We start from the raw sequence: 13,671 nt of genomic DNA, 5'->3' as shown, positions 1-13,671 counted from the left end.
GGGGTCGATGATGCACCGCCGGGAGTCGGCGACCGTGCACCACCCGCCGTCTCAGGCGCCGGGCTGCTGCGCCAGCTGGGCCTTCACCTGGTCGATGCTGGGGTTGGTCAGGGCGCTGCCGTCGGCGAAGACGAGGGTCGGCACGGTGCGGTTGCCCCCGTTGGCGCGCATGACGACGTCGGCGGCGGCCTCGTCGCGCTCGATGTCGACCTCGGCGTAGGAGATGCCCTCGATCTGCATCATCTTCTTGAGCCGCACGCAGTACCCGCACCAGGTGGTGGTGTACATCGTCACGGCGGCGGGTGCGGCAGTCACTCGGGGTCCTCCCAGGGAGTCGGTCGGTGCTGGACGCGCGGCGTCCCGCCGGGGGAACGCCCCGACCGCGGTGGACCTTCCCTCCTGCTCCCCACCCGCCGTCCCCAGGTCCGGGGTGTCCCCGCCGCCCGTCGGTGGCGGCTGGGAGGATCGGGGGCAGTCCGCCCGACCACCACCGTGCTCGTCCTCAGGAGGAAACCGCATGCCGCGGACAGCCGACGCACCCGGACGCGGTGCCGGGGCTCCGGCGCCCTCCACCGCCGAGGCGGTGCTGGCCGGTCTCGACGAGGAGCAGCGGACGGCGGCGCAGGCGGTCACCGGACCGGTGTGCATCCTCGCCGGCGCCGGCACGGGCAAGACCCGCACCATCACGCACCGCATCGCCTACGGCGTGCACACCGGCGCCTTCGTCCCCGAGCAGGTGCTCGCGGTGACCTTCACCGCCCGCGCGGCGGGGGAGCTGCGCACCCGCCTGGCCGGGCTGGGTGTCGGCGGTGTCCAGGCCCGCACCTTCCACGCCGCGGCGATGCGCCAGCTGCGCTACTTCGCCCCCCGCGTCCTCGGCGGGCCGCTGCCGCCGCTGGTCGAGAACAAGCTCCGGGTGGTCGCCTCCGCCGCCACGCGGGCACGGCTGACCACCGACCGCACCAGCCTGCGCGACCTCGCCAGCGAGATCGAGTGGGCCAAGACGACGCTGGCCACGCCCGAGGACTACCCGAAGCGGGCCGCGGCCGCGGGCCGGGAGCCGCCGTTCGACGCGGCCGCCGTCGCCCGCGTGTACGCCTCCTACGAGTCGGCCAAGCAGCGCGACGGGGCGCTGGACTTCGAGGACCTGCTGCTGGTCACCGCCTTCGCGATCGAGGAGCACCCCGACGTCGCCCGGCAGGTGCGTGCGCAGTACCGCTACTTCGTCGTCGACGAGTACCAGGACGTCAACCCGCTGCAGCAGCGGCTGCTCGACGCCTGGCTCGGCGGGCGGGCCGACGTCTGCGTCGTCGGGGACCCCAACCAGACGATCTACTCCTTCACCGGCGCCGACCCCGACCACCTGCTCGGCTTCGCCGACCGCTATCCCGACGCCGAGGTGGTCAAGCTCGAGCGTGACTACCGGTCCACCCCGCAGGTCGTCGCGCTGGCCAACAAGCTCATCGGCCAGGCGCCGCCGCGCCGGGGGCTGCCGGGTCTGCGCCTGCTCGGTCAGCGCGCCGAGGGGCCGGCCCCGCGCTTCCTCGAGCACGCCGACGAGCCCACCGAGGCCGCCGCCGTCGCCCAGGCCTGCCGCGCGCTGGTCGAGGCGGGGACACCGGCGTCGGAGATCGCCGTCCTGTTCCGGATCAACGCCCAGTCGCAGGTGTACGAGTCGGCGCTGACCGACGCCGGCGTCCCCTACGTCCTCAGGGGCGGCGAGCGGTTCTTCGAGCGGCCGGAGGTGCGCGAGGCCGTCGTCCTGCTGCGCGGGGCGGCCGCCGGCGGCAGCGAGCCGGGCGCGCTGGTGCCCACCGTGCGCGACGTGCTCGCCTCGACCGGCTGGGTCGAGCACCGGCCGCCGGCCGGTGGGGCGGCGCGCGACCGCTGGCAGTCACTGGCCGCGCTGGTCGACCTCGCCGTCGACCTCGTCGCCGAGGACCCCACGGTCGACCTGCCGCGCTTCGTCGCCCACCTCGCCGAGCGGGCCGACGCCCAGCACGCACCCACCGTCCAGGGCGTCACCCTCGCCTCGATGCACGCGGCCAAGGGCCTGGAGTGGGACGCGGTCTTCGTCGTCGGCCTGGTCGACGGCGTGCTGCCGATCGCCCAGTCCCTGTCGCGGCCCGAGGCGGTGGATGAGGAGCGGCGGCTGCTGTACGTCGCGGTCACCCGCGCGCGGGAGCAGCTCACCCTCTCCTGGTCGCTGGTGCGCAACCCCGGTGCCCGGCGGCCCCGGCCCCGCAGCCGGTTCCTCGAGGGCCTGGTGCCCGGGTCCACGCCGTCGGCGGCGCCCGTGCCCCGCAAGGCCAAGAAGGTCAAGGTCGTGCTCGAGGGCGAGGCGGGGGAGCTGTTCGAGCGGCTGCGCGCCTGGCGCAGCAGCACCGCGCAGGCGGCCTCGGTGCCGGCCTACGTCGTCTTCACCGACGCCACGCTGCAGGCCATCGCCGAGGCGAGGCCGGCCAGCCTGCGCGAGCTGTCGGGACTGCCAGGGGTCGGCGCCCGCAAGCTCGAGCTCTACGGCGACGAGGTCCTGGCCACCGTCAGCGGCTGACCGCTCACGCGCGGTACCGACGGCACGGGCCGACGCCGGCCCGTCCCGTGGGCGGAGGACGGCGTCGTTAATTGCGTTGCGCCGGATCCTGGCCCGCCCCTACTGTCCGGTCAGCGCCTGACGGAACCCACTCGGGCGCGCCAGACCGAGCCGGCTCGACCGCCGGCTCCGACCCCGGGAGGAGGGGTTCCTGTGATCAGCACTGCGTGCACCGGCACCCCCGCCGGGGTCACCGGCCCGGGTGCCCTCGCTGTGCGTCCGGCCCCGCGCGCGGGCATGGACGGCGCCGCGCTCGTGGTCCGTCCGCGGCACGGCACCGCCGCTCCCGTCGCCGTCGCGACGCCGTACCAGCTGACCGGGACCGGCCTGACCGGCGTGACCGTCGCCGTGCAGGGGACCAGTCTGCCCACCGCCGGCCTCCTCGGTATCAACGCCCGCCGCGCCGACGTCTTCAGCACCGACGTCTTCAGCGCCGACGTCTTCAGCGCCGACGTCTTCAGCGCCGACGTCTTCGGCACTGACACCACCGACCCCACGTCCATCGAGCGCACCACCCTCGGGATCCACTCCCCGAGGAGACCGCAGAGCTAGCCGCTCGTCCGGTCCTCCTCGAGGCCGCGGAACCCGAACCCGGGATCCGCGGCCTCTTCGTTTCTCGCGGCACCCGGCCCCGACCACCCGGTCGGCGGGCCCCCGCCGGCCGCGGAGACGACGAGTACGAGGAGGAGCGGCAGTGCAGTCGACGATCGCCCGCCCGACGTCCCACCGCCGACCCGGGCTCCCCCGGACCGGTGGCCCCACCCCGAGGACACCGCACACGCCCCTGGCCCCGGCACCGGTGCGGCGGCCCCTGCCGTGCCGCGGGTCCGACGACCCGGACCTGTGGTTCGCCGAGAGCCCCGCGCTGCTCGAGCAGGCCAAGGTCCTGTGCGGCGAGTGCCCGGTCCGCGACGCCTGCCTGGCCGGTGCGCTCGACCGCGGCGAGCCGTGGGGCGTCTGGGGCGGCGAGATCTTCGAGCGGGGTGTGGTCATCCCGCGCAAGCGCCCGCGGGGCCGTCCCCGCAAGGTCGTCGCGGCGTGACCGCGACGGCATCGGACACCGACACCTGATCCCCAGCGGGCACCGACGCCCGCCGAGCACCGAGGACCCGAGATGAGCACGTACGAGTACGACCTCGCCACCAGCCGGTTGCGCGAGCTGCGCGCCGAGGCCGACGCCGCCGGCCGTGTCCGCCGGCTGCGGGCCGCCCGCCGGTGGGCCCGGCGCGCCGAGTACGCCACCCGGCGTGCCGCGCGCGCCAGCGCCGCCGTCCGCTAGGAGGACCCCGCTGCCCGCACCGCTCGCAGGCCCGTGGTGGGCCCCTGCAGCGGGACCATCCGGCCGAGGCCGGGTCCCGGACGCTCCCGGTGCGTCCGGGACCCGGCCTCCTGCCGCCGCGAGGGCCGGCTCAGCCGGCGAAGCCCGGCAGCCACTCCTCGCAGACGCTGCGGTAGTCGGCGGCGGCGTCGAGCTGGCAGAGCACACCGATCGAGCCGATCGTCACGCGGTGGATGAGCAGGTAGGCAGGTGGCAGGTTCAGCTGGCGGCCCAGCCGGCTGGCCTCGCTGCGCGGGTCGGCCAGGCGGGCAGCCTGCTCCTGCATCCACGCGCGGGTGAAGCGGAAGCCGTGACGCTCGATCGGCTCGAGCATCGGCCGCAGGTAGTCGAGCACCCCCCCGGCGTCGACCTGTACGCCCGGACGGATGAAGCCCTCGGCGCGCAGGTCGGTCAGCACGTCCTCGGCACGCCCCTCCAGCGCCCACCGCACGAGGCGGCCGATCGGCTCGGGCAGGCCGTCGGGCAGCCGGGCGGTCGCGCCGAAGTCGATGACCCCGAGGCGGTCGCCGTCGACCAGCCGGAAGTTGCCCGGGTGCGGGTCGGCGTGCAGCAGGCGGGCCCGCCACGGAGCGGAGAAGTGCAGCACCGCCATGAGGTGGCCGGCGCGGTCGCGCTGCTCCCGGGTGCCCTCGGTGATCACCCGGGACAGTGGCAGGCCCTCCAGCCACTCGGAGACGATCACCTTGGGGGCGCTGGCGACCACCCGGGGGACGACGATCTCCGGGTCGCCGGCGTAGGCCGCGGAGAACTGCCGCTGCGCGTCGGCCTCGAGCCCGTAGTCCAGCTCCTCGACCACCCGGGCCTTGAGCTCGGCGATGAGCGGCTTGACGTCCAGGCCGGGGAACAGGGCGGCGAACAGCCGGGCGAAGCGGGCCAGCTGGTTGAGGTCGGCCATGAGCGCGGTCGCCGCACCCGGGTACTGGATCTTGACGGCGACCTCGCGGCCGTCCCGCCAGATCGCGCGGTGCACCTGGCCGATGCTGGCCGCCGCGGCCGGGGCGTCGTCGAACTCGCGGAAACGGGTGCGCCACGTGCCGCCGAGCTGCTGGGCGAGCACCGCGTGCACGGTGCGCACCGGCATCGGCGGCGCCTCCTCCTGGAGCTTGACCAGCGCCTCGCGGTACGGCGCGGCCATCTCCTCGGGCACGGCGGCCTCGAACACCGACAGCGTCTGGCCGAGCTTCATCGCCCCGCCCTTGAGCTGGCCCAGGACGGCGAACAGCTGTTCGGCGGTGCGCTGCTGGAGCTCCGCGGTGACGGCGTCGGCCGGCTGGCCCGACAGGCGCTTGCCGATGCCGAGCGTGGCGCGTCCGGCCGCCCCCAGAGGAAGCGAGGCCAGTCGCGCGCTGCGCGAGATCGAGCCCCGCGGGATCCCCCGTGCGTCGTCGCTCACCGTGCCATTGTCCCCTGCGGAGCGCGTCCACCGCTGACGGGACCAGGGACGGCCTCCCGTCAGGACGTCGGTGGCCGCGTCGACGCGGTGCAGCCGCACCCCGGGTGCGGCGGCCACTGGCGCAGGCGGGGCACCAGGTCGGGCGGCCCCAGCTCGACGACGGCCGAGAGCGCGGCCGGGCTGCCGCTGCCGTCGAGGTAGGCCAGCGCCTGCTGGACGGCGGCCAGCGCGGTGGCCCAGCAGGTGAGCGTGGCGCCGCTCGGCGCAGCCTCGCCGCCGGTGAGCTGGGCGGCCAGCACCGGCCACCGCGGATCGGCGTCGCGGCGGTGCAGGTCTGCGCACCTCAGGCAGCTGGTCACCCCCGGCACCACCAGCGGCCCGACCACGCCGGTCTCCCCGCGCACGGTCGCGACCAGGTGTGCCACCCCGGCGTCGCGCAGCCCGGCCACCAGCGGGTCGGAGGCGGCCCAGGGACGGGCGAGGACGACCAGGTCGGGGACGACGCCCGGCGGGAGCGGCCGCAGGTCGGTGAGCGGACTGGCCCGGCGGACGGCGTCGGCGGCGGCTGCCCCCCGGGGCCGTCCCTCGTCGGCCGCCGTCAGCCCGCCGACGACGGCGTCACCGGCGTCCACCGTGCCGTCGTCGCGCACCGCCACGCGGCCCACCCCGCTGGCCGCGAGCAGCGCGGCCACCGGGACGCCGACCCGCGTGGCGCCCTCGACCACGACCGACGCCCTCCGGCGGGCGCGCCAGCGGGAGGTGCCGGCGCGGTCCCGCGCGGCGGGCAGCTCGGCGGCGGTGCGTGCCGTGGCGGCCGGCCCGGCGTCGGAGGCCAGCAGATCGGCGGCCTCCAGGTCGACCAGCGTGCCGGTGGCCCGCAGGCCGTCGAGGAGGTCGCCCACGGAGCCGGGGTCCAGACCGGCCGCGCCCGCGTCGGCCAGGACCGCCCGCTGGGCGCGCCGGCCGTCCAGGCCGCGCAGCAGGCCCGCGACCAGCGACGGCTCGGCGCCGACCAGCAGGCCGTCGGCGCCCTGGACGCCGCCGACCTGCAGGGCGTCGGGCCCGTGCCGCAGCAGCGGGGTGCCGGGGGGCAGGAGGGGGTGGGCGGTGTCGGACACCCGGGCAGGGTGGCAGCGGATCGGCCCGGCTCGCTGCCGCTGTCCACAGGGCCGCGGACAGCGGACGGCGGCGCCCCGCCGTGCGGGACGCCGCCGTGGGTGACGTGCTGGAACGGCCTCCCTGCAGGGGCCCGCCGCGAGCGTGCGAGTGGTGAGGGGCAGGGAGGTCCTTTCTCAGGCCTTGCCGAGGATCCGGTTCATCTTGGTGCCGCACACGGGGCAGGTGCCCTGGGCCATCCGGCGACCGGACTCGCTGACCTTGACCTCGCCGTCGAAGTCCCGCTTCTCCTTGCACTTCACGCAGTAGCCGTTGTAGCTCTCCGCCACGGTGCCTCCTCCTCGTCGGGCCGCTCGGCGCCCGTCCCGGGCGCCGCTGTCGCCGGGGAACGCTACCCGGACGGTCCCCACCGTCCGGCGCGACCGGCGGACGCGTCCCGCCCGCGCACCCACAGCCTGTGGACGACCCTGTGGAGCACGTGGGGACGCGGCGGCGTGTCGCTGTGCGGATCCGGGGGACGGGAACGGGGACGCAACCCGCCGTCCTGCGGGTGACGCAGATCCCACCTGCACGGACGCCGTCCGCGACGCTGTGGACAGGGTGCGGCGCGCCCCGTCCCCCCGGCTGTCCACCGTCCGTGCGACTCGTACCCGTGCGGGTGGCGCCCGCGGGTACACGGGCGGCGGGTGGTGACTACGGTCCAGGCGTGCCCGGCTCGACCTCCGACCGCCCCTCCGGCCCCCTCTCCGCACCGGGGCCGGTCGAGGTGCGCCGCAGTGCGCGTCGCCGGCGGACGGTGACCGCCTACCGGGATTCGGGCCGGACGATCGTGCTCATCCCGGCGGCCTTCACGCCGGCCGAGGAGCGGCGGTGGGTGGCGCAGATGGTGGCCAAGCTGCAGACCCGCGAGGAGCGTCGGCGGCGGTCGATGGGCGGGGACGCCGAGCTCATGGCACGGGCGCGGGAACTGGCGGCCGCGCACCTCGACGGCCTGCCCCAGCCGACCAGCGTCCGGTGGGTGGACAACCAGCAGCGGCGGTGGGGCTCCTGCACGCCGGCCGACGGCAGCATCCGGCTGTCCAGCCGCCTGCGCGCCATGCCCGAGTACGTCGTGGACTACGTCCTGGTGCACGAGCTGGCCCACCTGCTGGAGGCCCGCCACGACGCTCGCTTCTGGGCGCTGGTGGCCCGGTACCCGCGGGCCGAGCGGGCCCGCGGCTTCCTCGAGGGCGTCGAGTCCGCCCGCGCCGACGCCACCGACAGCAGGGACGGCGCCGGAGCCGAGGCCGCCGGCGTCGAGGACGCCGACGACCTGGTCGACTGAGCCGGCGGGCGACTCAGCGGGCGGCGGCGTCCCCGTCCGGCCCGTCCGGCCCCTCGTCGGTGTCGTCGCCCGGCGTCTCCGGCGTCCGGGGCCCGGCGTCGTCGGCGCTGAGCTGGCGCAGCTCGTCATCGACGCCCTGGCGGGCGACGAAGTCCATCGGCTCGTCGAGGTCCTCGGAGGTGGGCAGCAGGTCGGGGTGCGACCAGAGCCGGTCCCGCTCGGCGGTGCCGTACCGCTGTGCCATGGCGCCCCAGACGGTGGCGGCGTCGCGCAGCCGGCGCGGGCGCAGCTGCAGGCCGACGAGGGTGGCGAAGGTCTGCTCGGCCGGGCCGCCGGAGGCGCGGCGGCGGCGCATCGTCTCGGCCAGCGCGCCGTGCCCGGGCAGCCGCTCACCGGCCGCGTCGGCGACGACGGCGTCCACCCAACCCTCGACCAGCGCCAGCAGCGTCTCCAGCCGGCGCAGCGCCATCTGCTGCTCCGGCGTCTCCTCCGGCTCGAGCAGCCCGCTGCCGAGCAGCTCCTGGATGCTCTCGGGGTTGGACGGGTCGAAGCCCCCGCCCATCGAGCCCATCGCGTCGTTGAGCCCGCGCTCGATCGCCTCGCGGTCGATCGTGATCCCGCGGGCGTAGGCGTGGACGGCATCGTGCAGTTGCTGGCGCAGCCACGGCACGTGCGCGAACAGCCGCAGCGAGGCCGCCTCGCGCAGGGCCAGGAACAGGCGCACCTCGTCGGCGGGCCGGTCCAGGCCCTCGGCGAAGGCGGCCACGTTCTGCGGCACCAGCGCGCCGGCGCCGGCCGGCGCCAGGGGCAGGCCGACCTCGGTGCCGGTGAGGATCTCGCCGGCGAGCCGGCCGAACGCCTGCCCGACCTGGGCGCCGAACATCAGCCCGCCCATCCGGCCCATGATCCCGGCCAGCGGCCCGGCCATCGCCATGGCCTCCTGCGGCAGCGCGCTGGTCATCGCGGCGACGACCTTCTCGGCCAGCGGGTCGATCAGCGCGCTCCAGGCCGGCAGCGTCTGCTCGACCCACTCCACGCGCGACCAGGCCAGCGTGCGCTCGACCCCGGAGGGCAGGTCGGTGGCCTGGTCCAGCCACAGGTCGGCCAGCCGCAGCGCCTCGGCCACGGCGGCCCGCTCGGCCTCCGACGTCGGCTGGGTGCCGGTGGCCAGCGCGCTGATCGCGCCCTGACGGGCGAGGTCCCAGTTGACCGGGCCGCCGGACCAGTTCATGAGCTTCTGGAGCTCGGCGAACAGCGGCATCTTGCCCAGCAGTTCCTCGGGCGCGCCGCCGCCGGGACCGCCGGAGCCGAACAGCGCGCCGAGACCGAAGGGGTCGGCGGGGTTGGAGCCCGGCTGGTCGCGGCGCTCGGGGTCGCGGTCGGGCATCCCGAAGCCGAACGGCAGGTCGCTCATGCCCCCACGGTAGACGCGTGATCACCCCGTCGCGGCCGGATCGGCGGTCCCGTCGTCCGCTCTCGGCGGACGGGCGGCCCCCGGCCGGGCTCCGCCGCGAGCGTGCGAGCGGTGGGGGGTAGGACGGTCCTTCTCCTAAGCTGGCCGGTCGTGACCCGTCGGATCGCCGTCCTCGCCGTCGGTGTGGTGCTGTTGCTGGTCGCCGGTGTCCTCGGAGCGGCGCTGCCGGTGCCCTACGTCGCCCAGGTACCCGGACCGACGTTCAACACCCTGGGCGAGATCGACGGCGACCCGGTCATCTCCGTGCGTGGGCGCGAGCGCAACGACACAAGCGGCGACCTCACCCTGACCACGGTCGGCGTCGGCCGGGCCGGGCTGAGCCTGGTCGAGGCGGTCCGCGGCTGGTTCGACGACGAGGTCAGCGTCGTCCCGGAGGAGTCGGTGTACCCGCCCGACCAGACCGAGGAGGAGATCGAGCAGGCCAACCGGGAGGCCTTCCTCACCTCCGAGGAGTCCGCCGAGGCTGCCGCGCTGGCGGAGCTGGGGTACCCGGTGAAGGTCGTCGTCCGCGGGGTGTCCGGCGACGACTCGCCGTCGGTCGGCCTGCTCGAGGAGGGTGACGCGATCGAGGCCGTCGACGGGCGGCCGACACCGGACGACGACGCCCTGGCCGCCGTGCTCACCGCCATCCCGGCCGGCAGGGCCGTCGAGGTGGCCTACACCCGTCTCGGCGAGGCCGGGACCGCCACGGTCACCACCGACGCCGCGCCCGACCGCGACGGCTCGGTGCTCGGCGTGCTGGTCAGGCAGCAGCCCTCGGCGCCCTTCGACGTCGACATCGACGTCGCGGACGTCGGCGGCCCCTCGGCGGGCCTGATGCTCACCCTCGGCATCCTCGACCTGGTCGGCGACACCGACCTGACCGAGGGCGCGGTCGTCGCCGGCAGCGGCACCATCGACGAGGACGGCACGGTGGGTCCGATCGGCGGGATCCAGCTCAAGATGGTCGCCGCGGCCGAGATCGGCGCCGAGCTGTTCCTGGTGCCGGCCGACAACTGCGCGGACGCCCTCGCCGCGCCGCGGTCCGGCCTGACCCTGGCCCGCGTCGCGGACCTCGACGACGCCCTGGCCGCCCTGACCGACCTGCGCGAGGGCCGGACCCCGGTGGGCTGCTGAGACCCCGGCGGCCGCGCGGGGGACGTGCGACGCCGGCCGGTCGCCGTGCACCCGGCTGATTGGGGGAAGCTGTCGACCAGCAGGGGACTCCCGGGGAACCCGGTGCCGCGCCGGACGTTGGTCGGGGCGACACCGGACGGTGCCGGGCCGGACCGGAGCCCGTGCCGACCGATCCGTCCCACAGGGCACCACCCCACACGGCAACACCCACGCAGGAACCCGGAACGAGAACGCAGAGCGAGACCGCACAGCCAGACCCGCGGTCGCCCCACCCGCGACGGCGCACCCGGTGCACCGCCGCACCCGCAACTGAAGGAGACCGCTCGTGGCCATGCGGCCCCCCGTGTCCGTGCCGACGCTGTCGCGGCGCGCGAAGGTGGTCATCGGGTCCATCGCCGTGCTGCTGGTGCTGTTCACGGCCATCGGGACGTTGACCAACGTCTACGTCGACTACCTGTGGTTCGACGAGACCGGCTACACCGAGGTCTTCTGGACCGAGCTCCAGACCCGCGCGCTGCTGTTCGCGGTGGCCGGTGTGGCCACCGGTGGACTCACCGCGCTGGCGATCCACCTCGCGTACCGGTTCCGCCCGGCGTTCCGGCCGATGTCGCTGGAGCAGCAGAACCTCGAGCGCTACCGCCAGTCGCTCGAGCCCCGGCGCACCCTGGTCCTGACCGCCGTCGCCGTCGTCGTCGGCCTGTTCGCCGGCTTCACCGCGCAGGGCAGCTGGGAGACCTGGCTGACCTTCCGCAACGCCGTGCCCTTCGGCCAGGTCGACCCGCAGTTCGGCCTCGACCTGTCCTTCTTCGTCTTCGAGTACCCCTTCTACCGGCTGCTGGTCAGCTTCGGCTTCGCGATCGTGCTGCTGTCGCTGATCGGCTCGCTGCTCACCCACTACGTGTTCGGCGGGCTGCGGCTGCAGACGCCGGGGCAGAAGCTCACCGGTGCGGCCATGGTGCAGCTGTCGGTCCTGCTGGGGCTGTTCGTGGCGCTCAAGGCGATCGCCTACTGGCTCGACCGGTACAGCCTGGTCTACTCCGACCGCGGCGGGCTGTTCAGCGGCGCCAGCTACACCGACGTCAACGCGCTGCTGCCGGCCAAGACGATCCTGGTGTTCGCCGCCGCGTTCTGCGCGGTCGCGTTCTTCGCCAACGTCGTCGTCCGCAACTTCCGGCTGCCGGCCGCGGCGCTGGTCCTGCTGCTGCTCTCGAGCCTGGTGATCGGCGTGGCCTACCCGGCGATCGTGCAGCAGTTCGTCGTCCGCCCGAGCGCCGACCAGCGCGAGTCGGCCTACATCGAGCGGGCGATCGCCTCGACCCGGCAGGCCTACGGGCTGGGCGAGGTCGACTACGTGGACTTCGCCCAGGAGACCACCGGCGACGACGTCGACACCGACGCCGCGCTGGCCCAGCTGCGGGCCGACGACGCGACGATCCCGAACGCCCGTCTGCTCGATCCCAACGTGCTGGCCGGGACCTTCACCGCCCGCCAGCAGATCCGCAACGTCTACGGCTTCCCGGAGAAGCTCGACATCGACCGCTACACGATCGACGGGGAGACCCGCGACTACGTGGTCGCCGTCCGGGAGCTCGACAGCGGCAGCCTGTCGGAGAACCAGGACACCTGGATCAACCGGCACACCGTGTACACGCACGGCAACGGCTTCGTCGCCGCGCCGGCCAACCAGGTGGTCACCGGCCAGGAGGGCGGCGAGCCGAACTTCACCAGCCGCGACCTGCCCACGACCGGCGACATCACCGTCGAACAGGGCCGGATCTACTACGGCGAGCTGATCCAGGACGGCGGTCAGGACGTCTACTCGGTCGTGGGTGCTCCCGAGGGCGCGGAGCCGCGGGAGTTCGACCGGCCGGAGGACGGCTCCGACGGTGAGGTGAACAACACCTACGACGGCGAGGGCGGCGTCGCGATCGGCAGCTTCTTCCGGCAGCTGACCTTCGCCATCCACTACCGGGAGCGGAACTTCCTGCTCTCCGGCGCGGTCAACGACGCCTCGAAGGTCCTCTACGTCCGCGACCCGCGCGAGCGGGTGGAGAAGGCCGCGCCGTTCCTCGAGGTCGACGGGGACCCCTACCCCGCGGTGATCGACGGCCGGGTGACCTGGGTCCTCGACGGCTACACGACCTCGGACGCCTACCCCTACTCCGAGCGGATGGAGCTCGGCGAGGCGGCTGCCGACGCGCTGACCGGCACCGGCACGACCGCGCTGCCCAACGACCAGTTCAACTACATCCGCAACTCGGTGAAGGCCACCGTCGACGCCTACACCGGCGAGGTGGACCTCTACGAGTGGGACGAGAACGACCCGGTGCTCAAGGCCTACACGGCCGCCTTCCCCGGGGTCGTCCAGCCGCGTGGGGACATGAGCGACGAGCTCGTCAGCCACGTCCGCTACCCCGAGGACCTGTTCAAGCTGCAGCGGGACGTCCTCACCCGCTACCACGTGAGCAACCCGACGGACTTCTACAACCAGAACGACCGCTGGGCGGTGCCGGCCGACCCGACGGTCGACACCGAGGAGGCGCAGCCGCCGTACTACATCCTGGCCGCCCGGCCGGATGAGGCCGAGCCGACCTTCCAGCTGACCAGCGCGCTGAACGCCTTCCGCCGGCAGAACCTCTCGGCGTTCATCTCGGCGTCCAGCGACCCGGAGAGCTACGGTGAGATCCAGGTGCTGCGGCTGCCGGGCAACACGCCCTTCCGCGGGCCGCAGCAGGTGCAGCAGTCGTTCAACACCGACGACGAGGTCGCGCAGGACCTGACGCTGTTCAACAGCCGCAACTCCCAGGCGGTGTTCGGCAACCTGCTGACCCTGCCGATCGGCGGCAACGGCCTGCTCTACGTCCAGCCGCTGTACGTGGAGGGGACGGGGGAGAACTCCTTCCCCCTGCTGCGCAAGGTGCTGGTCAACTACGGCGGGCGGGTCGGCTACGCCGACACCCTCTCCGAGGCCCTCGACCAGGTCTTCGGTGCCGGGGCGGGCGAGGCGGCCACCGACAGCGACGACGCCGGGACGACGCCGGACACCGAGGAGCCGACCCCGCCGACGACGCCGGCGCCGGCCGAGCCGACGACACCGCCGGCGGACGGCGGGACGCCCGCGGAGGGGCTGGACGCCGCGGTGGCCGAGCTCGACGCGGCGCTGCAGGCCCTGGCCGACGCGCAGCGCAGCGGCGACTTCGCCGCCCAGGGCGAGGCGCTGGCCCGGCTGCAGGCCGCCGTCGAGGCCTACGAGGCCGCGCAGGCGGGCGGCGCGGCGACCCCGACCGGTTGACCCGGAGGCGGGGGTGCGTCCCCG

At 75.0% G+C, this 13,671-nt stretch carries 12 protein-coding genes; 7 read left to right on the top strand and 5 right to left on the bottom strand.

The features are described 5' to 3' along the window. Positions 1-51: 51 nt before the first annotated feature. Positions 52-315 (bottom strand): mycoredoxin, encoded by a 264-nt coding sequence (locus tag ABQ292_RS00630; protein WP_369202163.1) that lies wholly within the window; start codon positions 313-315, stop codon positions 52-54. Between the two features lie 202 nt (positions 316-517). Between ABQ292_RS00630 and ABQ292_RS00625 the strand changes: the two genes are divergently transcribed. From ABQ292_RS00625 to ABQ292_RS00610, 4 genes are all read left to right on the top strand, one after another. Continuing rightward, positions 518-2,554: an ATP-dependent helicase gene (locus tag ABQ292_RS00625; RefSeq protein WP_369202161.1), complete on the top strand. Its 2,037-nt coding sequence runs from the start codon at positions 518-520 to the stop codon at positions 2,552-2,554. Between the two features lie 192 nt (positions 2,555-2,746). Further along, on the top strand, positions 2,747-3,145 hold the full coding sequence (locus ABQ292_RS00620; RefSeq protein WP_369202159.1) for a hypothetical protein: 399 nt from the start codon (positions 2,747-2,749) through the stop codon (positions 3,143-3,145). Positions 3,146-3,287: 142 nt separating this feature from the next. After that, positions 3,288-3,635 (top strand): WhiB family transcriptional regulator, encoded by a 348-nt coding sequence (locus ABQ292_RS00615; protein ID WP_438940555.1) that lies wholly within the window; start codon positions 3,288-3,290, stop codon positions 3,633-3,635. A gap of 72 nt (positions 3,636-3,707) precedes the next feature. Continuing rightward, entirely contained in the window at positions 3,708-3,872 is a 165-nt protein-coding gene (locus ABQ292_RS00610; RefSeq protein WP_369202157.1) for a hypothetical protein, read from the top strand. Between the two features lie 130 nt (positions 3,873-4,002). Here ABQ292_RS00610 and ABQ292_RS00605 read toward each other — a convergent pair whose 3' ends face one another. The 3 genes from ABQ292_RS00605 to ABQ292_RS00595 all read right to left on the bottom strand — a co-directional run bounded on the left by ABQ292_RS00605 (position 4,003) and on the right by ABQ292_RS00595 (position 6,770). After that, positions 4,003-5,325, bottom strand: coding sequence for an ABC1 kinase family protein (locus ABQ292_RS00605; protein WP_369202155.1), 1,323 nt, complete (start codon positions 5,323-5,325; stop codon positions 4,003-4,005). A gap of 59 nt (positions 5,326-5,384) precedes the next feature. After that, the gene (locus ABQ292_RS00600; protein WP_369202153.1) at positions 5,385-6,443 is read right to left on the bottom strand and encodes a ThiF family adenylyltransferase; all 1,059 of its coding nucleotides are present in this window, start codon (positions 6,441-6,443) and stop codon (positions 5,385-5,387) included. Positions 6,444-6,617: 174 nt separating this feature from the next. Next, positions 6,618-6,770, bottom strand: a complete 153-nt coding sequence (locus tag ABQ292_RS00595; RefSeq protein WP_012950213.1) for a DUF5679 domain-containing protein — start codon at positions 6,768-6,770, stop codon at positions 6,618-6,620. A gap of 377 nt (positions 6,771-7,147) precedes the next feature. Between ABQ292_RS00595 and ABQ292_RS00590 the strand changes: the two genes are divergently transcribed. After that, positions 7,148-7,765, top strand: coding sequence for a M48 metallopeptidase family protein (locus ABQ292_RS00590; protein ID WP_369202150.1), 618 nt, complete (start codon positions 7,148-7,150; stop codon positions 7,763-7,765). 13 nt (positions 7,766-7,778) lie between these two features. Here ABQ292_RS00590 and ABQ292_RS00585 read toward each other — a convergent pair whose 3' ends face one another. Further along, a complete protein-coding gene (locus ABQ292_RS00585; protein WP_369202148.1) occupies positions 7,779-9,179 on the bottom strand; it encodes a zinc-dependent metalloprotease in 1,401 nt (466 codons plus the stop codon). Between the two features lie 150 nt (positions 9,180-9,329). Here ABQ292_RS00585 and ABQ292_RS00580 point away from each other — a divergent pair, with 150 nt between their 5' ends. Further along, positions 9,330-10,355 carry a YlbL family protein gene (locus tag ABQ292_RS00580; protein WP_369202146.1) on the top strand — a complete coding sequence of 342 codons (1,026 nt, stop codon included), beginning with the start codon at positions 9,330-9,332 and terminating at the stop codon, positions 10,353-10,355. Between the two features lie 331 nt (positions 10,356-10,686). Continuing rightward, positions 10,687-13,647, top strand: a complete 2,961-nt coding sequence (locus ABQ292_RS00575) for a UPF0182 family membrane protein (protein ID WP_369202247.1) — start codon at positions 10,687-10,689, stop codon at positions 13,645-13,647. Positions 13,648-13,671 lie beyond the last annotated feature (24 nt).

Source organism: Geodermatophilus maliterrae, assembly GCF_041018925.1.
GTDB classification, from domain to species: Bacteria; Actinomycetota; Actinomycetes; order Mycobacteriales; family Geodermatophilaceae; genus Geodermatophilus; species Geodermatophilus maliterrae.
The sequence above is the reverse complement of the archived record's forward strand: the minus strand, read 5'-3'. Positions and strand labels throughout refer to the sequence as shown.

Excerpts from the sequence above, each read along its gene's own strand:
- ABQ292_RS00625 (WP_369202161.1), top strand. The coding sequence starts at position 518 with ATGCCGCGGACAGCCGACGCACCCGGACGCGGTGCCGGGGCTCCGGCG.
- ABQ292_RS00610 (WP_369202157.1), top strand. The coding sequence starts at position 3,708 with ATGAGCACGTACGAGTACGACCTCGCCACCAGCCGGTTGCGCGAGCTG.
- ABQ292_RS00585 (WP_369202148.1), bottom strand. The coding sequence starts at position 9,179 with ATGAGCGACCTGCCGTTCGGCTTCGGGATGCCCGACCGCGACCCCGAG.
- ABQ292_RS00575 (WP_369202247.1), top strand. The coding sequence starts at position 10,687 with ATGCGGCCCCCCGTGTCCGTGCCGACGCTGTCGCGGCGCGCGAAGGTG.